The organism is Pelomonas candidula, from assembly GCF_043555985.1.
In the GTDB taxonomy this organism is placed as follows: Bacteria; Pseudomonadota; Gammaproteobacteria; order Burkholderiales; family Burkholderiaceae_C; genus Pelomonas; species Pelomonas candidula.
This window is the reverse complement of sequence record NZ_JBIGIC010000021.1, coordinates 53,070-78,025: the sequence shown is the minus strand read 5'-3', so window position 1 is coordinate 78,025 and position 24,956 is coordinate 53,070. Positions and strand designations below refer to the sequence as shown.

The 24,956-nt window shown below is 68.6% G+C and carries 27 protein-coding genes and 1 pseudogene; 14 read left to right on the top strand and 14 right to left on the bottom strand.

Translation table 11 applies throughout. The annotated features are described in order from the left end of the window. Nucleotides 1–119: 119 nt before the first annotated feature. A pseudogene (locus ACG04R_RS27035) lies at nucleotides 120–293 on the bottom strand (tryptophan 7-halogenase); the annotation flags it as partial. Nucleotides 294–729: 436 nt separating this feature from the next. On the opposite strand from ACG04R_RS27035, the gene ACG04R_RS27030 reads away from it, so the two are divergent. Both ACG04R_RS27030 and ACG04R_RS27025 read left to right on the top strand, forming a co-directional pair. Further along, on the top strand, nucleotides 730–1,029 hold the full coding sequence (locus tag ACG04R_RS27030; RefSeq protein WP_394417416.1) for a CoA transferase: 300 nt from the start codon (nucleotides 730–732) through the stop codon (nucleotides 1,027–1,029). An 82-nt stretch (nucleotides 1,030–1,111) separates the two neighbouring features. Beyond that, on the top strand, nucleotides 1,112–1,591 hold the full coding sequence (locus ACG04R_RS27025; RefSeq protein ID WP_394417413.1) for a nuclear transport factor 2 family protein: 480 nt from the start codon (nucleotides 1,112–1,114) through the stop codon (nucleotides 1,589–1,591). 210 nt (nucleotides 1,592–1,801) lie between these two features. Here ACG04R_RS27025 and ACG04R_RS27020 read toward each other — a convergent pair whose 3' ends face one another. Next, nucleotides 1,802–2,989: a hypothetical protein gene (locus ACG04R_RS27020; protein WP_394417410.1), complete on the bottom strand. Its 1,188-nt coding sequence runs from the start codon at nucleotides 2,987–2,989 to the stop codon at nucleotides 1,802–1,804. Between the two features lie 222 nt (nucleotides 2,990–3,211). Here ACG04R_RS27020 and ACG04R_RS27015 point away from each other — a divergent pair, with 222 nt between their 5' ends. Further along, nucleotides 3,212–3,349, top strand: a complete 138-nt coding sequence (locus tag ACG04R_RS27015) for a hypothetical protein (RefSeq protein WP_394417408.1) — start codon at nucleotides 3,212–3,214, stop codon at nucleotides 3,347–3,349. A gap of 143 nt (nucleotides 3,350–3,492) precedes the next feature. Further along, nucleotides 3,493–4,398, top strand: coding sequence for a hypothetical protein (locus ACG04R_RS27010; protein ID WP_394417405.1), 906 nt, complete (start codon nucleotides 3,493–3,495; stop codon nucleotides 4,396–4,398). Nucleotides 4,399–4,521: 123 nt separating this feature from the next. On the opposite strand, the gene ACG04R_RS27005 is transcribed toward ACG04R_RS27010, so the two are convergent. Further along, complete coding sequence (locus tag ACG04R_RS27005) at nucleotides 4,522–6,558, bottom strand: M13 family metallopeptidase (protein ID WP_394417402.1); 2,037 nt, start codon at nucleotides 6,556–6,558, stop codon at nucleotides 4,522–4,524. Between the two features lie 198 nt (nucleotides 6,559–6,756). On the opposite strand from ACG04R_RS27005, the gene ACG04R_RS27000 reads away from it, so the two are divergent. After that, a complete protein-coding gene (locus tag ACG04R_RS27000) occupies nucleotides 6,757–7,977 on the top strand; it encodes a CaiB/BaiF CoA transferase family protein (protein WP_394417399.1) in 1,221 nt (406 codons plus the stop codon). Nucleotides 7,978–8,083: 106 nt separating this feature from the next. Here ACG04R_RS27000 and ACG04R_RS26995 read toward each other — a convergent pair whose 3' ends face one another. Beyond that, on the bottom strand, nucleotides 8,084–8,599 hold the full coding sequence (locus ACG04R_RS26995) for an EVE domain-containing protein (RefSeq protein WP_394417396.1): 516 nt from the start codon (nucleotides 8,597–8,599) through the stop codon (nucleotides 8,084–8,086). Between the two features lie 182 nt (nucleotides 8,600–8,781). On the opposite strand from ACG04R_RS26995, the gene ACG04R_RS26990 reads away from it, so the two are divergent. Continuing rightward, nucleotides 8,782–10,593: a tetratricopeptide repeat protein gene (locus tag ACG04R_RS26990; RefSeq protein WP_394417393.1), complete on the top strand. Its 1,812-nt coding sequence runs from the start codon at nucleotides 8,782–8,784 to the stop codon at nucleotides 10,591–10,593. On the opposite strand, the gene ACG04R_RS26985 is transcribed toward ACG04R_RS26990, so the two are convergent. Continuing rightward, nucleotides 10,590–11,045, bottom strand: coding sequence for a GNAT family N-acetyltransferase (locus ACG04R_RS26985; RefSeq protein WP_394417390.1), 456 nt, complete (start codon nucleotides 11,043–11,045; stop codon nucleotides 10,590–10,592). The two genes, ACG04R_RS26990 and ACG04R_RS26985, sit on opposite strands and share 4 nt — an antisense overlap. Nucleotides 11,046–11,199: 154 nt before the next feature. Between ACG04R_RS26985 and ACG04R_RS26980 the strand changes: the two genes are divergently transcribed. Beyond that, complete coding sequence (locus tag ACG04R_RS26980; protein WP_394417387.1) at nucleotides 11,200–12,024, top strand: alpha/beta hydrolase; 825 nt, start codon at nucleotides 11,200–11,202, stop codon at nucleotides 12,022–12,024. Between the two features lie 16 nt (nucleotides 12,025–12,040). Here ACG04R_RS26980 and ACG04R_RS26975 read toward each other — a convergent pair whose 3' ends face one another. Beyond that, nucleotides 12,041–13,630, bottom strand: coding sequence for an oleate hydratase (locus ACG04R_RS26975; protein WP_394417384.1), 1,590 nt, complete (start codon nucleotides 13,628–13,630; stop codon nucleotides 12,041–12,043). A gap of 183 nt (nucleotides 13,631–13,813) precedes the next feature. On the opposite strand from ACG04R_RS26975, the gene ACG04R_RS26970 reads away from it, so the two are divergent. Next, entirely contained in the window at nucleotides 13,814–14,344 is a 531-nt protein-coding gene (locus tag ACG04R_RS26970) for a DUF4405 domain-containing protein (RefSeq protein ID WP_394417381.1), read from the top strand. Nucleotides 14,345–14,357: 13 nt separating this feature from the next. Here the strand turns inward: ACG04R_RS26970 and ACG04R_RS26965 are convergent, their stop codons facing one another. Continuing rightward, nucleotides 14,358–14,984 carry a LysE family translocator gene (locus tag ACG04R_RS26965; RefSeq protein ID WP_394417378.1) on the bottom strand — a complete coding sequence of 209 codons (627 nt, stop codon included), beginning with the start codon at nucleotides 14,982–14,984 and terminating at the stop codon, nucleotides 14,358–14,360. A 165-nt stretch (nucleotides 14,985–15,149) separates the two neighbouring features. On the opposite strand from ACG04R_RS26965, the gene ACG04R_RS26960 reads away from it, so the two are divergent. Further along, a complete protein-coding gene (locus tag ACG04R_RS26960) occupies nucleotides 15,150–15,365 on the top strand; it encodes a hypothetical protein (protein ID WP_394417375.1) in 216 nt (71 codons plus the stop codon). 23 nt (nucleotides 15,366–15,388) lie between these two features. On the opposite strand, the gene ACG04R_RS26955 is transcribed toward ACG04R_RS26960, so the two are convergent. The 3 genes from ACG04R_RS26955 to ACG04R_RS26945 form a co-directional block, all read right to left on the bottom strand. After that, nucleotides 15,389–16,198 carry a crotonase/enoyl-CoA hydratase family protein gene (locus ACG04R_RS26955; RefSeq protein ID WP_394417372.1) on the bottom strand — a complete coding sequence of 270 codons (810 nt, stop codon included), beginning with the start codon at nucleotides 16,196–16,198 and terminating at the stop codon, nucleotides 15,389–15,391. Nucleotides 16,199–16,318: 120 nt separating this feature from the next. After that, nucleotides 16,319–17,695: a chemotaxis protein CheW gene (locus ACG04R_RS26950; protein WP_394417369.1), complete on the bottom strand. Its 1,377-nt coding sequence runs from the start codon at nucleotides 17,693–17,695 to the stop codon at nucleotides 16,319–16,321. Beyond that, on the bottom strand, nucleotides 17,692–19,389 hold the full coding sequence (locus ACG04R_RS26945) for a methyl-accepting chemotaxis protein (RefSeq protein WP_394417366.1): 1,698 nt from the start codon (nucleotides 19,387–19,389) through the stop codon (nucleotides 17,692–17,694). The genes ACG04R_RS26950 and ACG04R_RS26945 overlap by 4 nt, the downstream gene beginning before the upstream one ends. A gap of 197 nt (nucleotides 19,390–19,586) precedes the next feature. Between ACG04R_RS26945 and ureE the strand changes: the two genes are divergently transcribed. The 5 genes from ureE to ACG04R_RS26920 all read left to right on the top strand — a co-directional run bounded on the left by ureE (nucleotide 19,587) and on the right by ACG04R_RS26920 (nucleotide 22,827). Further along, nucleotides 19,587–20,252, top strand: a complete 666-nt coding sequence (ureE, locus tag ACG04R_RS26940) for an urease accessory protein UreE (RefSeq protein WP_394417364.1) — start codon at nucleotides 19,587–19,589, stop codon at nucleotides 20,250–20,252. After that, nucleotides 20,236–20,919: an urease accessory protein UreF gene (locus ACG04R_RS26935; RefSeq protein WP_394417361.1), complete on the top strand. Its 684-nt coding sequence runs from the start codon at nucleotides 20,236–20,238 to the stop codon at nucleotides 20,917–20,919. Before ureE ends, ACG04R_RS26935 begins: the two co-directional genes overlap by 17 nt. Then, the gene (gene ureG, locus ACG04R_RS26930; protein ID WP_394417358.1) at nucleotides 20,916–21,563 is read left to right on the top strand and encodes an urease accessory protein UreG; all 648 of its coding nucleotides are present in this window, start codon (nucleotides 20,916–20,918) and stop codon (nucleotides 21,561–21,563) included. The genes ACG04R_RS26935 and ureG overlap by 4 nt, the downstream gene beginning before the upstream one ends. Beyond that, nucleotides 21,556–22,500: an urease accessory protein UreD gene (locus ACG04R_RS26925; protein ID WP_394417355.1), complete on the top strand. Its 945-nt coding sequence runs from the start codon at nucleotides 21,556–21,558 to the stop codon at nucleotides 22,498–22,500. Before ureG ends, ACG04R_RS26925 begins: the two co-directional genes overlap by 8 nt. Before the next feature lie 108 nt (nucleotides 22,501–22,608). Beyond that, a complete protein-coding gene (locus tag ACG04R_RS26920; protein ID WP_394417352.1) occupies nucleotides 22,609–22,827 on the top strand; it encodes a hypothetical protein in 219 nt (72 codons plus the stop codon). Here the strand turns inward: ACG04R_RS26920 and ACG04R_RS26915 are convergent. The 4 genes from ACG04R_RS26915 to ACG04R_RS26900 all read right to left on the bottom strand — a co-directional run bounded on the left by ACG04R_RS26915 (nucleotide 22,824) and on the right by ACG04R_RS26900 (nucleotide 24,943). Further along, a complete protein-coding gene (locus ACG04R_RS26915) occupies nucleotides 22,824–23,216 on the bottom strand; it encodes a hypothetical protein (RefSeq protein ID WP_394417349.1) in 393 nt (130 codons plus the stop codon). The two genes, ACG04R_RS26920 and ACG04R_RS26915, sit on opposite strands and share 4 nt — an antisense overlap. Then, on the bottom strand, nucleotides 23,213–23,599 hold the full coding sequence (locus tag ACG04R_RS26910) for a DUF1801 domain-containing protein (protein ID WP_394417346.1): 387 nt from the start codon (nucleotides 23,597–23,599) through the stop codon (nucleotides 23,213–23,215). Before ACG04R_RS26910 ends, ACG04R_RS26915 begins: the two co-directional genes overlap by 4 nt. A gap of 38 nt (nucleotides 23,600–23,637) precedes the next feature. Beyond that, on the bottom strand, nucleotides 23,638–24,405 hold the full coding sequence (locus ACG04R_RS26905; protein ID WP_394417343.1) for a TerC family protein: 768 nt from the start codon (nucleotides 24,403–24,405) through the stop codon (nucleotides 23,638–23,640). Nucleotides 24,406–24,505: 100 nt separating this feature from the next. Further along, on the bottom strand, nucleotides 24,506–24,943 hold the full coding sequence (locus ACG04R_RS26900) for a hypothetical protein (protein ID WP_394417340.1): 438 nt from the start codon (nucleotides 24,941–24,943) through the stop codon (nucleotides 24,506–24,508). Between the last annotated feature and the right edge of the window lie 13 nt (nucleotides 24,944–24,956).

Below are 24,956 nucleotides of genomic sequence, written 5' to 3'. Positions count from 1 at the left end.
TGGTGATCACTCCTCACACCCCCGCCCAGCTGTGGATATCTCGGGCAGGGTAGGTTGAACACCTGGGTCAAATTTGGGTCGGCAGGGCCCTCACGGGTGGGTCAAATTTCAGTCGGCGTCAACACGGTATGCATGAAATGCAGCGTCGGGATGGTCGCTTCGCCCACGCCGATGATGCCGATTTCATCGGACTCGACCAGGCGGATGTCGTACTGCTTGCCCAGGCACTTGGAGAGGCCGGCGGCAGTCATCCAGCCGGCCGTGCCGCCGCCGGCGATGACGATGCGGCGGATGGGTTTGGTTTGATCGGGAGGGGTCAACGGCGTGTTCCTAACAGTTCGGTAGGTTTGGGAGGGCGCGCGCCCGGCCCTCGGTCAACGAGCCCCACGGGGCTTCTCGGCGTTCGGGGCGGACTCTGCCAAACTGGTGTTGGATGTCCATTGGCGTTGGCGAATTTGTGCCTACGTACCTACATTCGTTTTCTGCAAATGCAGAATGCTTGCTGGGCGTAGAGCGTATGAGGCTTGCATGTTGCGTTGCTGCATACAACGTTGTCAGCGGCTAGGTGGGTCCGAGCCGTACGCCGCTGGACACGTGCCGGCGTGAGCACCGCCGCCTCCACGTCCCCGCCACCTCCGCAGCGCTCGCCGACCTCAAGGTCGTCGAGTTGGGCCAGTTGATCGCCGGGCCCTCGCCACCAGGACACGGGCCGATTTCGGCGCCACGGTCATCAAGATCGAACCGCCCGGCGCCAGTGACACGCTGCGCAAGTGGCGGCTGCTGCTGGATGGCGCGTCGGTGTGTTGGCCGGCGCAGTTGTGCAACAGGCGCTCGCTGGCGCTGGACCTGGGCGCGGCCGAAGGGCAGGGCATCGTGCGGAGGCTGGCAGCCGAGGCCGACGTGCCGATCGAGAACTTTTGCCACGGTGCGATGGCGGGCCGGGGCCTGGGCGCCGACGAATTGCTGGCCGCGATCCCGCGGCTCATCGCGGGATCGCGGTCAGGTCTCAAACCTAAAGTCGGGCACTGAAGCGCACCGTCCACGGTGCTCCTGGCGGGGCCATCTTGGCCTCACGAGTCATGCCAACGCCACCCTAGCCCCAGAGTCTTCCATGATCAGACTCATCCTGACGCTCCTCGTCGCCGCGCTGTGCTCCAGCACCGCCTTCGCCCAGTCCGTTCACCCCAGCATCGCCGACGCCGACCTGCCCGCGCTCATCGCCAAGCTGGACCAGCGCCACTTCGACGCCTTCAACCGCTGCGATATCGACGCGTTGCAGGCGCTGTACGCACCCGACGTGGAGTTCTTCCACGATCTCAACGGCCGCGTGATGAACCGCGAGCAGTTTCTGCAGGCGGTCCGGAAAAACATCTGCGGCAAGGTGGAACGGCGCCTGCTGCCCGGCACGATGGAGGTCTACCCGATGGCCAAGGTCGGCGCGTTGCAGATGGGCCGGCATTGCTTCGCCCAGGCCGGGCAGGCGGACTGCATCCAGCAGGGCCGCTACACCATCCTTTGGCGCTTCGATGGCACGGCCTGGCAGATCGCCAAGGTGTTCAGCTACGACCACCGGCCGATGAGCGGCCAGTAAGGCACTAACGGGCAGTTCCCGAGTGCGGGGGGGGCGCCAATGGATAAGGGCCTGCATCGCAGCCCCTTCGTCATTCAGCAGCGGCTGAGCGCCACCGTGTTCGTCACCTGATGATGACCCGCTTGTCCTCGGGGCGCGCCATTCGGCGAGGCGGCGAGGGTGTGGCCGATGGCGCCTCGATACCTCCTCGGTTGGCTACGCGGTGCTGCACTAATCGGCTTTCTTTGCCGGAATGACGAGGCCGAAGCTTCGTCCGCTCTCCACGACAACGCTCAGATTGACGACTTCGGGGATCTTCACGCCCAGGAACGTTTCCAACGTCTGCCGGGGGCGCATTGCGAGGTTGCGGGCGAATACCGAGTCGGCGTGGGCCTTCTCGACGATGCGCTGCTGGACGGACTCGCGCCCCTCGCGCTCGATGAGTTTCCCGAGCGTGCGGCCCTCTTTCATCGCTCGCAGGTAGCCCACCGAGAGCTGCGCATCCGTCACGGGGATGCCGCCAGAAGGCACGATGCGCGTCGTTTGGCTGATTCCGAGGTTGTTGAAGACATCGTTGCGATGGAAGAGCCCCGCCGCGTTGATGACCTGACCGCCGCAGCTGTCGATGAAGAGGTACGCGCAGGCGGCGTTGCTCATCGAGCCGTCGCTGAAAACGCCTGCCCCCGTGCCGATGTTGTATTCCTGGATCTCCCAGCCGTTGACGCTGCCGCAGCCGGAGCTGTTGTGCCAGCTCCAGGTAATGTTGTAGGCAGGGTTCGCCGCGATGAATCCCTGTGCCCATGAGGTCGGCGGGTCGTTCTGGTTGCCCTTGAAGATCAAGGGTTGCCCTTCCCACAGGGTGACGACATAGTTCTTCTGCATCACGGTCTTCCAGATCAACTGGTCGAGGGCGAAGATCCCCGCCGTCGCCAGAGGTTGAAAGCCTGTGTCCTGCTCGGTAGGCACAGCCATCGTCGCGAGATCGGAGAGCGTGCCGGTCTTGCCGTTAAAGCTGAACGACGTGTTCCAGTTGCCGGCGACGTCGCTGTAGTAAACGGCCATCTGAGCGTCGAAGGCACGGAACGTCGCGCTGATCCGATTGATCATGTCCGAGAACGTCGTATTCAGGCTTGGCGGCGTGTTCGCACTGGACGCCCAGTAAGACACCATGCCCGAGCCGAACGAGGCCAAGAAGTTGCCGACGGGGCCAAACTCCGAGCCGACCGCCCAGAAAATCCCCTCCAGGATGTTCAGGCCGATGTTGAGCCCCAGGTCGCTGTTGTCCTGCTCCGAGAGCAGCAGGTAGGCGTTGAGGATCTTGCCTTGCCCGTAGGTGTAGATGTAGTCGTTGAGCGCCTGAAGGTTCTTGATGTTCTCCTGAACCTGGGCGATCTGGGCCGGTGTTGGTGCGCCTGACATGGTTGCTTTCCTTCCCGTTTGACTTGTTGAGTACGTCGACGAATCCGGATTGCTTTTTGTCGTGTGCCGCGACATCGACGTTAGTGCAACATGCTGCATAACTTGATGTCAACGCGGATTTGAACTGCTGACGACTGATGTCGCGTTGCCTGGCGAGCAACCGGGCTCGCAAGGATTTCGAGGTGCGCAATCGGCAGCGCTACTCGCCCTGACCACAATGAGGTGGATGACGAAGGCATGGCCGGCCTGGTGAACAGCGCCAACGATGAAGCGCCTTGGGTCAAGATGGGCAAGCCCGCTCCCGCCGGAATTTCTTTTCCCAACTTGTCGGGCTTCGCGGGTGTATCCCGTTCTACCTGAGTGAAGCGTGTGATGTGTCGAGCCTGCGGGTCTGCAGACGTTCCGGGCCTGCCGGCTGCGACGAGTCAAGCTCGTCCAGCAGGCGCTGGGCGGCTCATGGTTGGCAAGGGTTGCGGAGCCCACTCCGCGAGGAAGGAGCAAACATGACCGAACTCGCTCGAGGCTTCTATCGAATTACGAGCACTGCCACCCTTCGATGGCAGCGCACGTCTGTGGATGCGTATGTGGAACTGGGGAAACTGGAGCCTGACGACCTGGTGTACGCGGTAGGCGGCCATCCGAGCCGGCACGACTCATACTTCGACGGCAAAGGCCCGCGCACGCCGGGTTGGCGAACGCATCACACCTGGGTGATCGCGCTGTCGACGATGGAGGACAACGGCAGCGCTACGACTGGTTGGATAGACAACTCCTGCATGACGTTGACGCGCGACGACGTCACGCCTGCGTTCAAGGACGGCGATGTCCTGTATGGGCGCTGCGAGGCGCGCGAACTGTGGCTGCAAAGGTTCAGGAATACGGAGGTGAGCGCTGGGACGAAGGTGATGGGCATCAAGTACAACATCATTGACGACCTGAACAACGCGCTGATCGATGGCAACGCCGATGACGAGTCGGTACAAAGGTTTGCGGAATTTCTCGACACCACCTTCAAATGCAAGCCGAGCTCCGTGCGCATCCGCCAGATGTGCAAATGTGGGCTGACCTACATCACCAAGACGTGCAAGAGGGATGTGCACTTCGTGCTTGATGGCCTTGACGCTGTCCGTGTGATGACGGAGGCAGGCGTCTATGCCAAGCAGGGGATTACCAGTGACCAGAAGTTCTGCACCGGCGCTGAAATGCGACGCTTGATGCGTCAGCGCCTGTTTGACGTGGGAAGCAGGGACGGGCGCGACTATGGGATCAACCTGGCACGAGTGAGCTTCTACCTGGCGATGAGCCGCGTGCCCGCCCCGTGGGAACCCGGCGCACCAGCGAATTGGGCGAAAGCCTGGAAGGACTACGGGATGTATCGCCAGGGCAAGCTCAGAAATATCTACCTGTAGGGGCTGGCCAGACGATTCGGCAGGTGACGGCGAGCAGTTGTGCGTCGGGTGTTGCGGGCCATAGAAAGGGCCTGCATCGCAGGCCCTTCGTCATTCAGCAGCGGCTGAGCGCCGCCGTGTTCGTCACCAGATGATGACCCGCTTGTCCTCGGGCCTCACCATCGCGTCGCCCGCCTTGCAGCTGTAGGCCTTCGCGAAGGCCGGCATGTTGGACGGGGCGGCGTTGGTGCGGAAGCCGGCCGGCGCGTGGGGGTCGGTGTTCAGGCGCACCAGTTGCGCCTCGGGGCGGATGTTGCCGGCCCAGACCCTGGCCCAGTTCATGAAGAAGCGCTGGTCGCGGCTCAGGCCATCGAGCATGGCGTCGGGCTGGCCGGCCGTGGCCTTGACCATCGCGTCGTAGGCCATGTTCAGGCCGCCGAGGTCGCCGATGTTCTCGCCCAGCGTCAGGCGGCCGTTGGCGTGCTTGTCGGGGTACTGCGGCAGCGGCACGTACTCGTCGGCCTGGGCCACGAGCTTGTTGGCGCGTTCCTCGAAGCGCTGGCGGTCCTCGGCCGTCCACCAGTTGGCGTTGTTGCCCTCGCCGTCGAACTGGCTGCCCTGGTCGTCGAAGCCGTGGCCGGCTTCGTGGCCGATGACGGCGCCGATGCCGCCGTAGTTGATGGCGTCGTCACCCTTGGCGTAGAAGAAGGGCGGCTGCAGGATGGCGGCGGGGAAGTTGATGGTGTTGGTGGAGGGGCTGTAGTAGGCGTTGACGGTCTGCGGCGTCATGCTCCACTCGTAGCGGTCGGTGGCCCTGCCGATCTTGGCGAGGTTGTAGCGCTGGTTGAAGACGCGCGCCGCGCGCAGGTTGGCGTAATGGCTGTCAGGCGTGACGGTCAGGCCGCTCCAGTCGCGCCAGGTGTCGGGGTAGCCGATCTTGGGCAGGAAGGTCTGCCATTTGGCGATGGCCTTGGCCTTGGTCTCGGGGCTCATCCAGTCGACGTTCTCGATGCGGGCCTTCAGCGCGTTGCGCACGTTGTCGACAAGTTGCTGCGCGCGCACCTTGGCGTCGGGCGTGAAGTACTCCTTCACGTAGAGCTGGCCCAGGGCCTGGCCCATCGTGCCGTTGACGGCGGCGAGCGCGCGCTTCCAGCGCACTTCCTGTTCGGGCGTGCCGTTGATGGTCTTGCCGTAGAACGCGAAGTTCTCGTCCTGGAAGGCCTTGGACAGCGCCGGGGCGGCACCGTCGATGGCGTGGAAGGCGAAGTAGGCCTGCCACTGCGCGACCGGCGCCTCGGCCAGCAGCTGGTCCAGTGCGGCGAAGAACTTCGGCTGCGACAGCGAGAAGCCGCCGGCGCTCTTGATGCCGGCCTCCACCTTCATGACCTTGAAGTACTGGGCCCAGTCCCAGTGCGGGGTGAGCTTGTTGGCTTCCTCGACGGTGACGAAGTGGTACTGGTTCTCGGGCTTGCGCAGTTCCACGCGCAGGAAGGACGCGGCGGCGAGCTGGGTTTCCAGCGCCATCACGGCGGTGGCGCGGGATGCCGCCTCCTCCGCCGGCGTGCCGGTCAGCTCGAACAGCCTGGCGATGTGGGCCACGTAGGCGGCGCGCAGCTTGGCGTATTCGTCCTTGCTGTAGTACTCGGGGCCGGGCAGGCCCAGGCCGCCCTGGTTGGCGAAGGCGATCTGGCGCTTGGCGTTCTTGTAGTCGGCGCTGGCGCCGAAGCCGAAGGTGCGGCCCTCGGCGTGGGCATGGGCCTGCTGCAGCCAGGTGACGATGTCGGCGCGGGTCTTCAGCGCGTCGATGGCGTCGAGGTCTTTCTTGATCGGCGTGTAGCCGGCGCGCTCGATGGCGGCCTCGTCCATGGCGGCGCGGTAGATCCAGCCGATCTTCTGCTCGATGGAGTCGGGCTTGGCGCTGTCGGCGTTCCTGGCGGCGTTCTCGACGATGCCGTGCTGCGCGTTCAGACTCTTCTCGGCCAGCGCGTCGAAGCTGCCCCAGCGGCTCTTGTCCGCCGGGATGGGGTTGGCCTGTATCCAACGGTTGTTGGCCCAGGCGTTGAAGTCGGTGCAGGCCGACTGGCCGGGGTCCACGTCGGGCACGAATTCAGGAATGGCTGCGGCATGGGTAATGCCGGTGCAGCACAGGGCGGCGGCCAGGGTGATGGCGCGAGGATTCACTGGGTAGCTCCGTAAAGGGCAGAAAAAGGGAGCGCGCACCTTAGCCGTGAGGGCGCCGCGGCCTGCATGCTGAAAGTCACCGCGTCTTGCAAACGCGGGTAAACCGTGCGGCTTTGGCGGTGAGCGGCTTCGCCCGTGGCCAAGCCAGGGCGCACAGTTCCGCAGGGTCGCGCGAGCGGCCCGCCGGACACTGGCGCCATGAATGACGCACCGCGCACCACCCCTGCCGCACTCGCCGGCCTCAAGGTTATCGAACTCGGCCAACTGATCGCCGGCCCGTTTGCCGCCAAGACGCTGGCCGACTTCGGCGCCGAGGTCATCAAGATCGAGCCCCCCGGTGCCGGTGACCCGCTGCGCAAGTGGCGGCTGCTGCTGGACGGCACGTCCGTGTGGTGGCAGGTGCAGTCGCGCAACAAGCGCTCGCTGGCGCTGGACCTGCGCACGACCGAGGGGCAGGGCATCGTGCGGCGGCTGGCGGCCGAGGCCGATGTGCTGATCGAGAACTTCCGCCCCGGCGCGATGGAGGGCTGGGGCCTGGGCCCGGACGAGCTGCTGGCCGCCAACCCGCGGCTCATCGTGCTGCGCGTCAGCGGCTATGGGCAGACCGGCCCCTACCGCGACCGGCCGGGCTTCGCCGCCGTGGCCGAGGCGATGGCCGGCTTGCGCCACCTCACCGCCGAGCCCGGCCGCGTGCCGGTGCGCGTGGGCGTCAGCATCGGCGACACGATTGCCGCGCTGCACGGCGTCATCGGCATCCTGCTGGCGTTGCAGCACCGCCATGCCACCGGCCAGGGCCAGGTCATCGACGTGGCGCTGTACGAGGCCGTCTTCAACTGCATGGAGAGCCTGCTTCCGGAGTACAGCGCCTTCGGCGCGGTGCGCGAGCCGGCCGGCAGCGCCATGCCGGGCATCGCGCCCAGCAACGCCTACCGCTGCGCCGACGGCCGCTACGCGCTGGTCGCCGGCAATGGCGACAGCATCTTCCGCCGGCTGATGACCGTGATCGGCCGTGACGACCTCGGCACCGACCCCGCGCTGGCCGACAACGCCGGCCGCGTGGCCCGCGTGGGCGAGATCGACGCGGCCATCGGCGACTGGGCGGCGACACGATCGGTGGACGACGTGCTGCAGGCGCTGGAAGGCGCTGACGTGCCGGCCGGGCGCATCTACACGGTGGCCGACATCGCCGCCGACCCGCACTACCGGGCGCGCGGCATGCTGCAGCAGGTGCACCTGCCGGGTCTGCCCGAGGGCCGCACCCTCGACGTGCCGGGCGTCGTGCCCAAGCTGTCCGCCACGCCGGGCGGCCACCGCCGCAACGCGCCGGCGCTGGGGCAGGACACGGACGCGGTGCTGAAGGAACTGGGGTTGACCGACGAGCAGATCGGAGCGTTGCGGGAGCGCGGGATCGTCAGGTAAATGCGCGGCCGGCCCCGCCACCGCCCGCAGTTGATGGCTGCGGAGCCTTCATCGCGGGGCGCAGGTGTGCAGACGGTGGGGTCCGGTTGTGGGCCTCAAGACCGGATCACCAGTGCAGCGATTGCGCGTCCGCGCCCATGGCGTCGGCAATCAGCCGCATGTCGTGGTCGCTGATGGCGAACAGCCCGAAGCGGAACGCATAGCCCCAGCGCGTCCGGTCCTGCACGAACTCGAAGTGGTCGAGCAGCGGGGCGATGGGTGCCTCCTTGGCGGGCACGTAGGCCACGTCCTTGCGGAAGGGCACGAAGCCGTCGCCCATGTCGAATGCATAGGGATCGCCGAGTTGGACCAGGCCGATGGACACGAAGGCCTGCAACTTGTCGCTCCCGCCCATGGTGACGGTGGGCGCGTAGTACGCGACGCGGTCACCGGCCTTGACGCGCCGCAGCGGGGCGACCTTGCCGTGGCACACCTGCATGTAGCCGGCGTCGCGCTCCGCGCAGCCGCGCCGGGCGTGCGTGGCGCTGGCGACGGCGATCCAGTTGCCGCGCGGGGAGATCACGGCGGGTTGAGGCGGTTCGGCCCACAGGCTGGACTGCGCAACGGCGGGCAGGGCGGTCATGTGATGGCTCCCAGGAAGGACGGCGGGCAGAGATGATTGCGGGGCTCGGTGCCAGGCTTGTCAGCAGCCTTTCGCGGTTCAATGGGCGACAGCTCGGCGAAGCATGTCGGGCGGCGGGCAACGTGCATACGGTGCAAGATGCGGTCCGGCTCGAATCTGACATTGCCTCCAAAGGAATTTCCATGCGCTTCAGCCCCGCCACCAAGGCCATCGCTGCCGCCCTCTGCCTGCTGACGGCTGGCCACGTCGCGGCCCAGCAGCCCGCGCCGGCCAACCTGGAGCGCGTGACGGTGGCCGGCCGCAAGGGCGAGGTCTCGCCGTGGTTCCGGGCCGAGAGCCAGCGCTTCGTCGTGTATTCCGACGCCCGCGAGGAGGACGTTACCCAGCTGCTGGACAACCTGGAAAAGCTGGACCATGTGCTGCGCATCTACACGCAGCCCGCGGACGAGGGTGGGCAGCCGGAGCCCAAGCTGACGCTGTACTACGCCAGCCGGTTGTCGGCGCTGCGCGAGGTGGACGGCAGCGGGCCGGCCAACGCGGTGGGGCTGTACAGCAGCTGCGCATCGGGCGTGCAGGGATTCAACGTGCTGCTGGAGCGCATCCCGAGCCTGCGCGACGAGCAGCTCGACAAGAGCAAGCTGGACGACACGCTGTCCTACGTGTTCGAGGCCTACACGCGGCACTTCCTGTACCGCCACACGGACATCCGCACGCCGGCGTCCTTCATCGACGGCTTCGCGCAGTACTTCTCCAGCGTGCGCTTCTCGGCGCAGCAGATGGTGGTGGGCCGCACGCCGCCGGCGCTGGGGCAGTACCTGCACTTTCTGAGCGAGGGCCGCCGCTATGGCCTGGACTACGAGGACGTGCTGCAGAACAACATTGCCAACGCGAAGAGCTATGGCGGCGAGGCGGGCGTGCGGCTGGAGTTCGAGGCCAAGTCCTGGCTGCTGACGCACTACATGCTGTCGTCCGATGAGAACCGCAAGCGGCTGGGCCACTACCTCGCGGCCGTGGAGCGCGGCGCGTCGCCGACGGTGGCATTTGAGCGCGTGTTCGGCCTGAAGAAGGGCGACGCGGGCCAGGTGATGTGGCGCTACGGCCTGTCGAGCGTGAAGGCGCTGCGCGTGGCGATGCCGTCGCTGCCCGTGGCGCGGGTGAGCTTTCGCACGCTGCCGCAGGCGTCGGGTGAGTTCCTGCTTGCCGAGTCGGCACTGAAGAGCTGCCCGAGCCGGCCGGCCGGCGAGGCGCTGCTCAAGCAGGTGGCCGCGCTGGCGGCCCGGTTCCCGAACGACGAGCGTGCGCGCCTGACCTTGAGCCGGGCGCAGATCGACTGGGGCAATCCGCAGGATGCCGTGCCGGCGCTGAACGCCCTGGTGGCCGCCGACGAGGCGAATGCCGAGGCCTGGACGCTGCTGGGCATGGCCGGGCTGCGCCTGGCCGAGCGCAGCGAGGGCGACGCGAGGCGCGCCCATCTGCAGGCGGCCGTGGGCCAGCTGCAGCGTGCGCGTGCCTTGAGCCCGCAGTCGCCGGAAGCGGCGCTGGCGGTGTTCAAGGCCGAGGTGGCGGCCACGGAAGAGCCGGGCAGCGCGGCGCTGCAGGGCGTGATCTCGGCGTGGCAGGCGTCGCGCGAGGTCGATGCGCTGGCTCGCTCGGCCGCGCTGGCCTACGCCTACGAGGGCAACGCGGACGCCGCCTACCAGGCGCTGGGCGCGCTGGCCGGGAGCGCGGGCGCGGGCGACTCGCCGCAGGCCCAGTGGGCGCGGCAGTGGCAGGGCCGACTCAGCACGGGTGTCGCGCGCCGCGACATCCTGGCCGAGATGCGCCGCGACCCGGTGCCCGAGATGCCGTTCAAGGAATGGACCCTCGACAAGAAGAGCGCGATGCAGGCGGCGGAGCTGGCCGCCGGTCTGGAGGGGGCGCAGTCCTTCATGCAGCAGCAGGCGGAAAGCCAGCGCACGGAGGGCGCGCAGCTGCCCCAGCAGCCGCAGCGTTAGCCGCCGATCGCCTTCTGCATGAACACGCTGAGCGGGTCGTCCGCGTAGCCGCCGAAGGGCCCGCATCGCTCGAAGCCGAGCGCTGCGTACAAGCCCAGCGCTTCGGGCTGATAGGGCCCGGTCTCCAGCGTGAGCAGCCGGCAGCCGGCAGCGGCGGCCGCGGCTTCCAGCACCTGCAGCAGCCGCCGCGCGACGCCTTGGCCGCGGCTCGCGGGGCTGACGTACATGCGCTTGATTTCGCCATAGGTGTCGCCCAGCACGACGGCGCCGCAGCCAAGGGCGACCCTAGCGTCGTTGCGGGCGACGTAAAACAGCACGTTGTCCTGCTTCAGCGAGGTCAGGTCCAGCGCGTGCCGGCTCTCGGGCGGGTAGAGGCTGTCCTGGTAGGCGTCCAGCTCGGCGATAAGGGCGATGACGTCGGGCTGGTCGGGAGTCTCTCGGGCGATTTGCATGGGTGGCGGTGGCTGCGGGTGTCGGCGTGCATGCTAGGGGCGTTTGCCGGCGCGAGCCCGCGGGTTCGCCAACCCGTGCTTCTCGCCGTCACGCGGCGCCAGCCGTCGCCCCGGTCGTGCGTATGCTCGCGGCCGTCACAACCGAGAGAGCCCCATGTCCTTACGTCGGTGCCTGCTGCTGGGCCTGGCCTGCATGGCCTGCGCCTGCCGCGGCGTGGGCCCGTCGGCCGATGCCCGGCCGTCCGCTGTGCAGCCGCCGCCGTCCGCGGCGTCGGCACCTGCCTACGTTTACGCCGGCACGGTGGAGCGCAACAAATCGATCGCGTCCGGGTACACGGGCATCGCCTACCCCTTCCACGTCTACCTGCCGCAGGGCTATGCCACGTCGGGCAGGCGCTACCCGGTCATCTATGCGACCGACGGGCAGTGGTCTTTTCAGGCTTTCTCTCGGATGCTGGACCAGCGCCACAAGCAGACGATCCTCGTGAGCATCGAGCAGGGCGGCCCCGAGCCGGATCGCCGCGCCATCGACTACACCGCCGACGGTGCGCCGGCCTACAGCAGCTTCCTGAAGCAGGAACTGGTGCCACTGATCGAGGCCAGCTACCGCACGACGACGGCGCGTACGTTCGCGGGCACGTCCTACGGCGGTCTGCTCGGGGCCATCCTGTTGAGTCACGAGAGCTCGACGACGCCGTTCTTCGGCAACTACCTGCTGTTCGACGGCGCCTTCTGGGGCCTCACGCCGCAGAACCTCCGTGACGAGGACGCGCGCTTTGCGGCCAGCCGTCGCCTGCCGGTGCATCTGATCCTCAGCAGCGCCAGCGCGCCGGGCAACGTGCAGGACGTGGATGCCTACCAGGTGCGCTACCGGCGGCGGGGCTACGAAGGGCTGGTGATCGACCGCCGGGACTTCGGCGTTGCCCACGACCACGTTGCCAAGCCGTCGTTCGACTGGGCCATCGACCTGATCGAGTAGCGCGCCGTCGCCGTCGTCAGCTGAACGCCGCCGTCAGCGCCTCCAGGCCGACGTGCGGGTCGTGCAGGCCCTGATAGATCGGCGGGATCGGCTTGTCCACGCCGAACAGGCGGTAGACGGCGTGCATGGCGCAGTGCACGGAGTATTCGACGGTGTAGACCGTGTCGTCCGGCAGCTCGACGTGCTGGCCCAGGAAGGCGAAGTTGGCCGCGCCTTCGGGCAGCACGTGGGGGCGATCGGCCGGTTTGCGCGGTGCGAACATGGCCGAGCCGTAGGGGAGCATGACCGGCGTCACGTCGGTGCTGGCCAGCGCCACGGCGCGGATGTCGTCGAAGCCGAGGTGGTGCAGCAACTCGTCCAGCAGCTCTCGGCCACCGCACTGCGACATGGGCTTGTGCACGAAGTCGCCCGGTGCGTCGATGAAGAGGCCGTAGCCCCAGGCGGTGTAGGTGTCCGCCGGCATGCCGGGGAAGTGCGGCTGGTAGGGCACGACGAGGGACATCAGCCAGTTGGAGTCCGTCAACGTCATCAGCGCGCCGGTGCCGGGCTCGTTGCCGCTGAAGCCGATGAGCCGGTCCAGCAGCGTGCGGCCGTGCATGGTCAGCGTGAAGGACAGCCATTTGTTGTCGTCCACGTTGAAGAAGGTGTGCGGGCGGCCGAAGTCGTCGGCCTTGGGCGCCAGCGTCTCCCACAACGACCAGGCGCCGTCGCGGCGGTCGCGGATCAGCTCGGGCGCGTCGGTGTTGCTGCCGTAGGTGGCGTCGGCGGTGATGGAGCCCAGCGTGATGAAGCAGGCGTCGCCCGGCGCGATGTCGATGGCCTGCGCGCCCTGGGCCGTCTGCACGTGCAGCCGCGTGGCGCGGCGGGCGGCGGGGTCGCGCTGGTCGAAGTCGACGTCGGTGACGCGGTGGCCGAAGCGCACGTCCACGCCCTGGGCCGTCAGCCAGCGCTGCAGCGGCACGGCGATGGAGTCGTACTGGTTGTAGGGCGTGCGGCGCACGCCGGCCAGCGTGTGCATGCGGGGGAACTCCTGCAGGAAGCGCAGGAAGTAGCGCCGCAGCTCGATGGCGCTGTGCCAGTCCTGGAAGGCGAAAGTGGTGCGCCACATCTGCCAGAAGTTGCTCTGGAAGAAGTGCGGCGAGAACAGCTCGTCGATGCGCCGCGCGCCCAGCAGCGACTCGGGCGTGGCGAGCAGGCGCGTCAGCTCGGCGCGGTCGCGGCCATCGAGACCGTAGTGGCGCGCATCGACGATGCGCGGGCCCCGGGCGATGAGCCGGGCGTGAGCCTCGGTGCGCACCTGTTCGTTGAAGGCGACGATCTCCTGCCGCACCGACAGGCCCGGCTTCTCCAGCGAGGGAATGCCGTCCAGCAGGTTCCACAGGCACTGGTAGACCTCCTCGCAGAGCATGCGCCCGCCGCGGGTCACGTAGCCGGGCTGGGTGGGCGAGGCACTGCCGTCCAGGCAGCCGCCGGCGATGCCGAGTTCTTCGAGGATGTGGATGCGGGCGCCGGGCATGCCGGCGTCGCGGATGAGGAAGGTGGCCGCTGCCATCGAGGCGATGCCGCCACCGACGAGCCAGACGTCGGCGTTCTTGGGGTCGAGCATGGGGAGGAGGGCGGCGCTGGCCGCTCGGAAGAGGTGTTGCCTGACTCTAGGCAGCGGCCACCCGGCAGGCTCTGATCCCGGTCAACTTGCTGCGTGTTGAGGGGGCGGCGAGTACAGCAACGTGGCGTTCACCGGGCGCAGGGATGATGCGCAGGTTCTTGTCCTTCCATTGCTCCCATCCTGATGACGACTCCTTCCGTTTCCCGCCACTGGGCCACGCCGCTGGTCATGGCCTGCTTCACCCTGATGGCCGCCACCGGCGTGATGCTGTTCTTCCACTGGCAATCGCCGTTGCAGAAGGACATTCACACCTGGCTGGGCTGGGGCCTGGTGGCCGCCGTGATGTTGCACGTGCTGTCCAACCTGGCGGCGTTCAAGCGGCACTTCACCGGCCATCGCCGCGCGCTGGCGTTGCTGCTGGTGGCGGTGGCCGTGTTCGCGGCCACCGCCTTCGTGCGCCCGGCCGACGGCGGCAAGGGCGGCTCGATGGCCGCCGTCGCGGTGCAGGCGCTGGCGCGCGCACCGTTGCGCGCGGTGGCCGAAGTCTTCGGCCTGTCGGTCGGCGAAGCGCGCGAGGCGTTGGCCGGCGCCGGCCTCACGCTCGCGGACGACAACGCCAGCCTCGATGCCGCGGCGCAGGGCAACCGCGACCAGGTCAACAAGGGCTTGAAGGCGCTCGCCGCCGCCGCGTCGCGCAAGGCTGCGTCGCGTTGAGCGGCGCCGGCTTTCAGCGTGCCGCGATCATGCGCACGCCCAGGCCGATGAACACCGTGCCGGCCAGGCGGTCCAGCCAGCGGCCCACGCCGGGCCGGCGGTTCAGCCAGGCGCCGACGCTGCCGGAGAAATAGCCCAGCAGCCCGAACAGCAGCACGGCCTGAGCCGTGAAGAGCAGCCCCAGCAGCCCCAGCTGCCACGCCACCTCGCCCTGCGACGCGACGACGAACTGCGGCAGGAAGGACAGGAAGAACAGCACCACCTTGGGGTTGATGGCGTTGGCGATCAGCCCCTTCACGAACAGCTGGCGCAGCGGCGTGGTATCCGTCGCCTCGCCACCCACGCGCACCGCGCCGGCATGCCGCCAGGCCTGCACGCCCATCCAGACGAGGTAGGCGCCACCGGCCACCTTCAGCAGCGTGAACGCGACCGGCGACGCCGCCACCAGCGCACTCACGCCGACGACTGCCAGCAGCGTGTGGCTCAGGCAGCCCAGCGCGCAGCCGAGGCCGAACGCGATGCCTGCCCGCCGGCCGCGGGACATGCCCATGCTCAGCACCATCAGGTTGTCCGGCCCGGGCGTGGCGGTCAGCACCAGCGCGGTGGCGAGGAAGGCGAGGGTCTGGGTGAGTGTCAGCATGGCAGGCACGTGGAAAGTTCAACGGGAGCGATGGCGGAAGGAGCCGAACCAGCCGGCTGTGTCAGCGCGGGCGCTGATACAGGGCGGCTGAACGCAGTGCCAGCTGTGCCTTGGCGCCGGTGGGAGCGAAATCTATCGTGAGCCAACGCATCACGAAAGAGTCCCATGCTTCGCACCGCCACTCGTACCCCGACCGTCGATGTCCCGGACCTGCTCCGGCGCGCCGGTGCCTGGCTGCGGCGGACCTGGCATCAGCCACATGTGGACGACGACGAGCGCTTCCTCCGCGAAGCGCGGGACATCGCCGACCTGGAGCGGCGGCTGCAACAGTTGGAGCGAGGCCCCACGCCGCGCTTCGGCCCGCTGCCGCCGGGGCTCTGATCGGCCGGCCGGGCCGCCAGGGTTCAGTCGCGGAAGGTCGCGGTGCCCTTGCCGGCCATCATGGCCTTCTGCAGGTCCTCGCTCATCAGCATCGCCGCGTTCCAGGTCGCGATGTGGTTGAGGCCGTCGGCCACCGAATGGTCGCGCGCGTAGTTGAGCTGTTCCTTGGTGCCGCGGATGGACAGCGGCGACTTGGCGGCAATGGTCGCGGCGATCTCGCGCACGCCGGCCTGCAATGCCTCGCGGCTGTCAAACACGCGGTTGACCAGGCCGATCTCGCGCGCCTCCGCGGCCTCCACGCGCCGGCCCGTGTAGGCCAGCTCGCGCACCAGGCCCTGCGAGCCGATCAGCTTGGGCAGGCGCTGCAGCGTGCCGACGTCGGCCACCATGCCGATGTCGATCTCCTTGATCGAGAAGTAGGCGTCCGCACTGCAGTAGCGCATGTCGGCGGCGCAGATCAGATCGATACCGCCGCCCACGCAGGCGCCGTGGATGGCCGCGAGCACCGGCTTGCGGCAGCGTTCCAGGCTGGTCAGCGTGTCCTGCATGTCGAGGATGACGCGGCGCAGGCTCTCGCGCGTGCGGCCGTCGCAGGGGTCCTGGATCTGCGGGGCCAGGCCCATCATCATCTGCAGGTCGATGCCGGCGGTGAAGTGCCGGCCTTCGCCCTCCAGCACCGCCACGCGGGCTTCGGGCTGGGCGTCGATCCAGTCGAACGCGCGGCGGATGTCCTGCCACATCACCGCGTTCATCGCGTTGGCCTTGTCGGGGCGGTTCAGGCGCACGGTGGCGATGTGGTCCTGGATGGAGACGGCGAGGGTTTCGAGTTGCATGGGGGGCGAGGGCCTTGGGGCTGCGTGGAGGCCGATCATGCCGCGACCCGCCCGCCGGTGTCTGTCACCCGGGAGGCGCCGGCCGGCAGAGGTGCGCGCGCCGGGCGCTCCCGCGGCTTCTCAGTAGAGGGCGGCGGCCGGGCGGCTTTCGCAGACCAACTGGGCTGCGCTGCGTACGAGGTAGCTGGCGTTCGGCTCGCGGGTGGTCAGCATGCGTTCGCCAGGGCGGCCGGGGAAGCTCGACGTCTCGGCCGCGTGGGCTGGCAATAGGGCCACCAGGCGGTCGGCGCGCAGGGCGATGCAGCCGCCTTCGCAGTGGAAGAGCGCCAGCAGCCTCCCGGTCGGGGCCGTGGTGCCGAGTTGCCGCACGGGGACGGTCTGGCCCCGCCACTGGCAGGTCGTGGCGTCGGCCGCGGCGTTGTCCAGGATGGCGAGCACCTCGTGCATCGGGACGGCGAAGCTCGCGCCGGCCTGCAGCACGACGTGGGCATGCTCGTTTGTCGGGCTCCGGGTGGCCGGGTCGAGGCGTTGCGTGGTCTTGCGCAAGGCTGATTCGGGCAGGGCGGCCAGCAGCACGTCGGCACGCAGCTCGCGGGCCAGGCCTTCGTCGGCTTCCCAGGCGCCTCCCCACCAGGCCGGTGCGTCGTCGTCAAGGCCCGGGGCGTGGAGCGGCGCCGCCGCGTGGCCGAGCAACTCGTCGATGGGCAGCATGGCGTGGCGGCCGGTGTCGTCGCACAGCACCGCCGCCAGTGTTGCGGTGCCCCCCGGCGCCGAGCGCGGCATCACCCAGGCGGCGTTCAGCAGCGGGACCATCGAGTCGCGCCAGGTCACGAAGTTGCGGGTGGCTGCACTCACGACGAACGAGGCCGGCGCGGCGGGCAGCGGCAGCAGCTCGACCACATGACGTGTCCGGACGGCGACGACTTGTCCGGCCACGCGGAACAGCGCCGTCGAGTCGGTGCGGCGGTCGACGACGGCTGTCGCGGATGGCCGCGCCTCCGCCTCGGTGCAGCCCACCCACAGGTTCAGCAGGTCCATGAGCCGGCCAGGCTCCAGCACCAGCGCCGGCGGTTCATCTCCTTCGGCAGCGAGCAGGCCGTCGAACAGCTCCCGCGGGTCGTCGGCGTGGTGCATGCGCTGCCGCCTGGACGCAGGGGCCTGTTCGATCCCCATCAGCTCGTCGACGCGGATGCCGACGCGGCGTCCCTGCCGGGCCAGGACCAGGTAGCGATGGCCAGCGCCTGCCGCCAGGGCGTCGGTCGGCGCTTCGGTGGCGTTCGCGCCCGGCAGCGGCACCCATCTCGGGATGTCGACCGCCGGCACCAGGCCCCGTGGCGTCGCGAGCAGCCCGGCCACCGGCCCCGAGCGGCGTGGCAGCGGTTCGAGCGGCCGGTCGGCGGCCAGGGCGGACTCCACCCATGCGGCGTCGACGGCCAGCCGCGTGGCGCCGATGCGGGCGATTGCCCATCGCCGCGCGGTGCCCGGGGCCTCGTTCATGACCGACCCGCCAGCGCCGTGGCTTCCAGTTGCTGCAGCAGGTGCTCGGCACGTTGAGTGGCGGTGGACTGCGTGTGCGTGGCCAGGTGGATGTTCTTGATCAGGCCATCGGAGGCTTCCACCGAACCGAGGATGCGCTGGAAGGCGCTCTCGGCGTCATGGGTCAGGCGGTTGCCGTCGATGATGCGCGTGGCGGTGGCCCCTACCAGCATGGCGATCTGGCGCGCCGCGCTGCCCGACTTCTCGGCCAGCTTGCGCACCTCGTCGGCCACCACCGAGAAGCCCACGCCGTGCTCGCCGGCGCGAGCGGCCTCGATGGCGGCGTTGAAGGCCAGCAGGTTGGTCTGGTTGGCGATCTGGCCCATGGTGTCAACCATCTGTCGGATGTCGTCGGTGCTGCGCTGCACGTCGTCGATCACTTCTCGCGCGTGTGTCAGCACCGCGGCTCCGGCCTTGGCGTGCCCGACGGAGACCTGAGACTGCGCCGACACGTCGTCAGCATGGTGGGTGATGCCCTGGATCGCGCGACTCAGCTCGCCCAGTTCCGCCGTCATGGCGCTGATCTTCTCGGCGACGATCTGCTCCTTGCGCACGCGGTCGGTCACGTCCATGGCCAGCTTGAATACCTGGATCGGCTTGCCATCCTGATCGAGGATGGGGTTGTAGGAGGCCTCGATCCACACCTCGGCGCCGTGGTTGCCGATGCGGCGGAACCGGCCGGCGGCGAACTTGCCGGCGTTCAGGTCTGCCCAGAAGTCGCGGTAGTCGGAGGACTGCGTCAGCTCTGGCTCGCAGAACATGCTGTGGTGCTTGCCCTTGATCTCGTCCAGCGTGTAGCCCATCGTGCGCAGGAAGTTGGCGTTGGCGTTGAGCACCCGGCCCTGCAGATCGAACGAGATGACGGCGGCCGAGCGGCTGATGGCCTTGAGATTGCCTTCGGCCACCGCGGCGCGGCGGCGTTCCTCGGTCACGTCGTGGGCGAACTTGACGATCTTGTAGGGCTTGCCGGCGTGGTCGAGCATCGGGTTGTAGGTCGCCCTGATCCACACCTCGCGGCCGTCGGAACCGAAGCGCTGGAACTCGCCCGAGCGGAACTCGCCGCGCCGCAAGGCGTCCCAGAACGCCAGGTACTCGGTCGAATTGGCGTAGGTGGCGGAGCAGAACCTGCTGTGGTGCTGCCCCATCAGCTCCTCGGCGGTGTAGCCGAAGGCGGACAGGAAGTTGCCGTTGGCTGCGGTCACGCGGCCCTGCAGGTCGAACTCGATGACGGCCTGGGAGCGCAGCATGGCGGCATGGCAGGACTCCAGCTCGGCCATGCGACCGCGGTGGGCGTCGCTGTCCATCGCGATCTCAAGCCACGTCTGTGGTTCGCCGGAAGGGCCGGGCAGCGGCACGTGCACGAGTGCGGGCCAGATGGCCTGACCGTCCGCGCGCACGCGCCGGCCGGCATGCGGCACCTCGTTGCGCGCCGAATGACGGCGCCAGGCAGGCTGGCCGTCGCCCTGCGCGGTGGCAGCTTCAGGACACAGCACTGCATGAGGCTGGCCGACCAGATGTTCGCGGGTATAGCCCAGCAACTGGAGCATGCCGTCGCTGGCGTCGCGAACGATGCCGTCGGCATCCAGCGTGAGCGAGGCCACGGAGCGCCCGGCAGTGTGGGAGGGGGCAACCAGGTGATCCAGGTCTGACTTCATGACGGTCGTGTCCAAAAGCATTTATTGATACATTTGATAATATTTAGTGATAAAAAAGATTCAATCGCCGCGCTGCAACCAATGAGCCAAATGCGTGAAATCTGCCGTGCTTTTCGAGTCCTGCGCGGCCGGCGGACGCGGCCGGGCAAAGACCGGGGCGTGAGGGCGGCCGCGGCGGGCGGGCTCATACTCTCGGGATGATTCACGCCACCAAACGCATTGCCGGCGGTGCCGGCCTCGCCGCCGTGCTCGTCAAGCGCGCCGCCACGCTCGAACTCGACTGGGACACGCGCAGCAAGAGCCGCTTCTCCGCCACCGACTCCACCGGCCGCGAGATCGGCGTCGTGCTGCCGCGCGGCACCACGCTGCGTGGTGGCGACGTGCTGGTCGCCGAGGACGGCTCGATGCTGCGCGTCATCGCCGCTGCCCAGCCCGTGCTGCAGGTGCGCTTCTGCGCCGAGCATGGCCAGCCGTTCGACCTGCTGCGCGCGGCCTACCACCTCGGCAACCGCCACGTGCCGCTGGAACTGCAGCCCGAGCTGCTGCAGTTCGAACCCGACCCCGTGCTGGCCGACATGCTGCGCCGCCAGCACCTCATCGTGACCGAGGCGCAGGCGGCCTTCGAACCGGAAGGCGGGGCCTATGGCGAAGGCGCGGGGCATGCGCACCACCACGGCCACGATCACCATGACCACGGCCACGATCACGGCCATGCGCACGACCACGCCGAGGCGCCCGCGCGCAAGCCGCTGGCCATCCCCGTCAAGGCGCATGACGCCGGCCATGTGCACGGCCCCGGCTGCGGGCACGACCACTCGCACGACCATGCCCATCACGAACACGGGCATGACCACAAGCACTGAGTCGTCCCTGCTGCATCTGCTCTGGCTGGCCAGCCCCGCGCTGCCGGTGGGCGGTTTCAGCTATTCCGAGGGGCTGGAGGCGGCCGTCGATGCCGGCGTCGTGCACGACGAGGCCAGTGCCGGCGACTGGCTGCTGAACCAGCTCGAACTGGTGCAGGCCCGCGCCGAACTGCCCGTGGCCGCCGCCGCCCACGCAGCCACGCTGGCGCTGGACGAGGCGAAGCTGGCCGCACTGAACGCCTGGACGCTGCAGACCCGCGAGACCAGCGAGAGCCTGCAGCAGGTCCAGCAGATGGGCCGCAGCCTGCTGGTGTGGATGCAGGGGCTGGTGGCCGACGCGCCCGTGCTGCCGCTGCTGCAGCAGCTCAGGCCCGCGCCAGCCTGGCCGGTGGTCATGGGCGCCGCGGCGGCGTCCCGCGGCGCGGCGCTGGAGCCGGCGCTGCAGGCCATCGCCTTCGGCTGGGCCGAGAACCTGACGCAGGCCGCCGTGCGCTGCGTGCCGCTGGGCCAGACGGCCGGCCAGCGCCTGCTGGCACGTCTCGTGCAAGCCGTCCCGCAGGCCGTGGCGACCGCGCTGGCAGCGCCCGAGCCGCTCGCCTTCGCGCCGCTGCTGGGCATCCGCGGCGCGCGCCACGAAACCCAATACTCACGACTCTTTCGTTCATGACCGCACCCTTGCACGCCATCCCGAATCGCACCAAGAAACTCCCGCCGCTGCGCGTCGGCGTCGGCGGCCCCGTCGGCTCGGGCAAGACCACGCTCGTCGAGATGCTCTGCAAGACGATGCGCGAGACCTGGGACCTCGTCGTCGTCACGAACGACATCTACACGAAGGAAGACCAGCGGCTGCTGACCGTTGCCGGCGCGTTGGAACCCGAGCGCATCATGGGCGTGGAAACGGGCGGCTGCCCGCACACCGCCATCCGCGAGGACTGCTCCATCAACCTCGAGGCGGTGGACCGCATGCTGGAGAAGTTTCCCGACGCGGACATCGTCTTCGTCGAGAGTGGCGGCGACAACCTCGCGGCCACCTTCAGCCCCGAGCTGAGCGACCTGACGATCTACGTCATCGACGTTGCCGCCGGCGAGAAGATCCCGCGCAAGGGCGGCCCCGGCATCACGAAGAGCGACCTGTTCGTCATCAACAAGACCGACCTCGCGCCGCATGTGGGCGCCGACCTCGACGTCATGCGCAGCGACACCGCCCGCATGCGGCCCGTGAAGCCCTGGGTCATGACCAACCTCAAGACCCGCGAGGGCCTGGCCGAGGTGGTGAGCTTCATCGAGAAGAAGGGCCTGCTGGTTGAGTGAGATTGACGGCCCCCACGCCCGCTTTGCTGACTGCCCCCCGGGGAGGCGTGTCGGTGCCTTCGGGCGGCCGGGCGCCACTGACACCGTTCGCTGGCCCGCGCGGCTGGCCCTGAGCGCCGCGCGTGATGGCGCCGGTGCGACGCGCGTTCACGCCCGCCACGACGGCCCGTTGCGGCTGCTGAAGACGCTCTACCCGGAAGGCGACCGCATCGCCCACGCGGTGCTGGTGCATCCGCCGGGCGGGCTTGTCGGCGGTGACCGTCTCGACATTCATCTCGACGTGCAGCCCGGCGCGCACCTGCTCGTCACGACGCCCGCTGCGACGCGCTTCTACCGCTCCAACGCGGGCGAGGCCGCGCAGGTCGTGCATGCCGCGGTGGGCGAGGGCGCGCGGCTGGAGTGGCTGCCGCAGGAGACGCTGGCCTACCCGGCCTGCATCGCGCGCAACGAGGTGAGGTTCAGCCTCGCGCCGGGCGCCAGCCTGTTCGCGACCGAGGTGCTGGGCCTGGGCCTGCCTGCCGCCGGCCAGCCCTTCGACACCGGCCGGCTGCTGCAGCACCTGGAAATCACCGGCCAATGGCTGGATCGCGGCTGGCTGGACGCGGCCGACAAGGCCTTGCTCGACGGTCCCTGCGGCCTGGCGGGCCACCGCGTGCTGGGCACGCTGGCCTACGCGCAGACCACCGCGCTGGCCTACGCGCAGACCACCGCGCTGGCCGACGCCGAGGCGCTGCTGGCTGACAGCCGCGAGCGGCTGGCGGACGTGCCGCTGTCCGGCGTGACCCATCTCGCCGGGCCGCGCGGCGCGGTGCTGCTGGCGCGCGTCGTCGGCGACGAGGTCGAGGCCGTCACGCTGGCGCTGCGGGCCGTGCGGGCGCTGTGGCGCGAGCGGCTGTGGGCGCTGCCGGGCGGCGATCCGCGCATCTGGGCGACCTGAACCGACGCGCTCGCCGCGCGGCGTCCTACAGCGGGCGCCGACCCTCGGCGGTGCAATCCAGCCAGGGTGGCGCGGCCGCCCGCGGCCTACCCATCGCTGGAGGTTCCCATGAACGGTTTGCGTGTCCTTGCCCTGGCCCTGATCGTTGGCGGCGTGCTGGCGCTGGTCTACGGCGGCTTCTCGTACACGAAGGACGAGACCGCCGCCAAGATCGGCCCGCTGGAGCTGAGTGTGAAGGAGCACAAGTCCGTCAATATCCCCACTTGGCTGGGTGTGGCGGGCATTGTCGGCGGCGTGCTGGTGCTGCTGGGCGCCGGCCGGCGCTAAAGGGCGCGCCAGGTCGGGATGCAGTGCCGGGCCAGGGCCGTGACCCAGTCCGGCTCGTCCGCCACGAAGGCAATGCCGTAGCGTGGGCTGACGACGAAGCCCGCGCGCTCGAAAGCCTCGCCGTCTTGCCCAAGCACGAAGCCGCGCAGCGCGCCAAACGGCACGGCCACGGCACCGACCTGCAGCACCGGCGTGCGCTTGGTGATCTCTTCGAGCCGGCCGCAGTCCTGGAAGCGGAACACGCTGTGACCGTAGTCGTACTCGTTCAGCGCAACGGCGTTGCGCCGGCTGCGATTGGGCAGGCCGAGGTCGGCGATCAGTTCGTCGACACCGAGGCTGAAGGGGATGCCGTCGAACGCCTTGAACGGTGTCAGCTGGCGCGTGATCACAGCGTGGAGATCCGCCTGCGCATGTCGGCGTACGCGGCCTCGATCAGTGCTTGCAGCGCCGCGCGGTGGACCGGCTCGCCGGGGCGGAGCTTGACATGGCGCATGGACTTGCCGGTGCCCTCAAGCAGGCCCGTCGGGTCGGCCAGCTCGGCGCCCTTGAAGAAGCCGACGTTGACGTGCGACGTGAAGGCGTTGACGTAGCCGAAGGCCGCGTCGCCCACGCAGGCCGTGGGGTGGCCGTCGTGCAGCAGCTCGCGCACGTCGGCCCCGCAGGCCCGCATCGCATCGAACCAGTGGCAGGCGATGTCGCGCAACCCGGTGTGCCGCGTCGCCAGCCAGCCGTCGACGGCAGCATCGCGCGGCACGGCGGTGGGGAAACGCATCAGCTTTTCCATGGCTCGCGCATCATCGCGCAGGTCGTTCAGTGGTCGTCACCGCCCGGGATCTGCTGGCGCAGGTGGACCTTGCTGGCGGCCTTGCCGCGCATCTTGATGTTCATCATCTCCACGGCCAGTGAGAAGCCCATCGCGAAGTAGATGTAGCCCTTTGGAACGTGGTGGCCGAAGCCCTCGGCCACCAGCACGACGCCGACGACGACGAGGAAGGAGAGGGCCAGCATCTTGATCGTCGGGTGCTCGGATACGAAGCGGCCGATGGGGCCGGCGAACAGCATCATCAGGCCGACCGAGCAGACGACGGCGGCGATCATGATGCGCACGTCGTCCACCATGCCGACGGCCGTGATGATGGAGTCCAGCGAGAAGACAAGGTCGATGACCATGATCTGCAGGATGACCGCGGCGAAGGCAGCCTTGGCGGCCTTGCCGCTGCCATGCGTTTCGTCCTCGCCTTCCAGCGAGCCGTGGATCTCGGCGGTGCTCTTCCAGATCAGGAACAGGCCGCCACCGATGAGGATGAGGTCGCGCCCCGACGTGCCGCGTTCGAAGCCGGGCAGCGTGAACAGCGGCGCCACCATGCCGACGATCCAGGCCAGCACCAGCAGCAGGCCGATGCGCATGAACATCGCCATGAACAGGCCCAGTCGACGCGCCAGCTCCCGGCGGGCCTTGGGCAGCTTGTCGACCAGGATGCTGATGAAGATGATGTTGTCGATGCCCAGCACCAGCTCCAGTGCGGTTAGCGTGGCGAGGGCGATCCAGGTCTGTGGGTTGGTGAGCAGTTCGAGCATGGCAGGCGGTACGGGGTGAGCTGGCGATTGTCCCCAGGCCTGCTGTCGCCCTCAGCCAGTCGCTGGCTGAAGGTCGCTTCGGATTTTTCGGGGGTGTCGCCTATTTCAGCACCAGCTCCTGCAGTTCCATGTTGCCCACCAGCTTGCGCATGACGCCGCGCTCGCCTGCGGCGGTGTCCTGCTTGTGCGCGTCGGCGGCGAGCAGCGCCTCGATCTTCTTCTGGAACGCCTGCTGCTCGGCATTGCTGCGGTAGTCTTTGAGCTCGACGGCGAGGATCAGGTCGGGCTCGTCCTTGCGCGGCGCGTTCACGGACAGCACGTGGTAGGACAGGATGACGCCTTCCCTCTTGCCCAGCTCCTGCACCTTCTTCCAGTTGCTGGCCAGGTAGTCCAGGTACTTCTCGTACTGCCCTGGCTCGACCTGGATGTTGGAGAAGAACCAGACCGAACCCGGCTTGTAGCTGGAGTCCTGCGCGATCGCCGGCAGCGTGAGGGCCAGCGCCGCTGCGGCTGCGCACAAGCTTGTCTTCAGACTCATGGGGATGCTCCTT

Bases quoted from the DNA above. Each gene is read 5' to 3' on its own strand.
- ACG04R_RS26965 (WP_394417378.1), bottom strand. From the start codon at position 14,984: ATGCTGACACTCACCCAGACCCTCGCCTTCCTCGCCACCGCGCTGGTG.
- ACG04R_RS26935 (WP_394417361.1), top strand. From the start codon at position 20,236: ATGACCACAAGCACTGAGTCGTCCCTGCTGCATCTGCTCTGGCTGGCC.
- ureE (WP_394417364.1), top strand. From the start codon at position 19,587: ATGATTCACGCCACCAAACGCATTGCCGGCGGTGCCGGCCTCGCCGCC.
- ACG04R_RS26910 (WP_394417346.1), bottom strand. From the start codon at position 23,599: ATGCGTTTCCCCACCGCCGTGCCGCGCGATGCTGCCGTCGACGGCTGG.
- ACG04R_RS27025 (WP_394417413.1), top strand. From the start codon at position 1,112: ATGATCAGACTCATCCTGACGCTCCTCGTCGCCGCGCTGTGCTCCAGC.
- ACG04R_RS26900 (WP_394417340.1), bottom strand. From the start codon at position 24,943: ATGAGTCTGAAGACAAGCTTGTGCGCAGCCGCAGCGGCGCTGGCCCTC.
- ACG04R_RS26975 (WP_394417384.1), bottom strand. From the start codon at position 13,630: ATGCTCGACCCCAAGAACGCCGACGTCTGGCTCGTCGGTGGCGGCATC.
- ACG04R_RS26945 (WP_394417366.1), bottom strand. From the start codon at position 19,389: ATGAAGTCAGACCTGGATCACCTGGTTGCCCCCTCCCACACTGCCGGG.
- ACG04R_RS26995 (WP_394417396.1), bottom strand. From the start codon at position 8,599: ATGACCGCCCTGCCCGCCGTTGCGCAGTCCAGCCTGTGGGCCGAACCG.
- ACG04R_RS26970 (WP_394417381.1), top strand. From the start codon at position 13,814: ATGACGACTCCTTCCGTTTCCCGCCACTGGGCCACGCCGCTGGTCATG.
- ACG04R_RS26980 (WP_394417387.1), top strand. From the start codon at position 11,200: ATGTCCTTACGTCGGTGCCTGCTGCTGGGCCTGGCCTGCATGGCCTGC.
- ACG04R_RS26985 (WP_394417390.1), bottom strand. From the start codon at position 11,045: ATGCAAATCGCCCGAGAGACTCCCGACCAGCCCGACGTCATCGCCCTT.
- ACG04R_RS26950 (WP_394417369.1), bottom strand. From the start codon at position 17,695: ATGAACGAGGCCCCGGGCACCGCGCGGCGATGGGCAATCGCCCGCATC.
- ACG04R_RS26955 (WP_394417372.1), bottom strand. From the start codon at position 16,198: ATGCAACTCGAAACCCTCGCCGTCTCCATCCAGGACCACATCGCCACC.
- ACG04R_RS26905 (WP_394417343.1), bottom strand. From the start codon at position 24,405: ATGCTCGAACTGCTCACCAACCCACAGACCTGGATCGCCCTCGCCACG.
- ACG04R_RS26990 (WP_394417393.1), top strand. From the start codon at position 8,782: ATGCGCTTCAGCCCCGCCACCAAGGCCATCGCTGCCGCCCTCTGCCTG.
- ACG04R_RS27010 (WP_394417405.1), top strand. From the start codon at position 3,493: ATGACCGAACTCGCTCGAGGCTTCTATCGAATTACGAGCACTGCCACC.
- ACG04R_RS26920 (WP_394417352.1), top strand. From the start codon at position 22,609: ATGAACGGTTTGCGTGTCCTTGCCCTGGCCCTGATCGTTGGCGGCGTG.
- ACG04R_RS27000 (WP_394417399.1), top strand. From the start codon at position 6,757: ATGAATGACGCACCGCGCACCACCCCTGCCGCACTCGCCGGCCTCAAG.
- ureG (WP_394417358.1), top strand. From the start codon at position 20,916: ATGACCGCACCCTTGCACGCCATCCCGAATCGCACCAAGAAACTCCCG.
- ACG04R_RS27020 (WP_394417410.1), bottom strand. From the start codon at position 2,989: ATGTCAGGCGCACCAACACCGGCCCAGATCGCCCAGGTTCAGGAGAAC.
- ACG04R_RS26960 (WP_394417375.1), top strand. From the start codon at position 15,150: ATGCTTCGCACCGCCACTCGTACCCCGACCGTCGATGTCCCGGACCTG.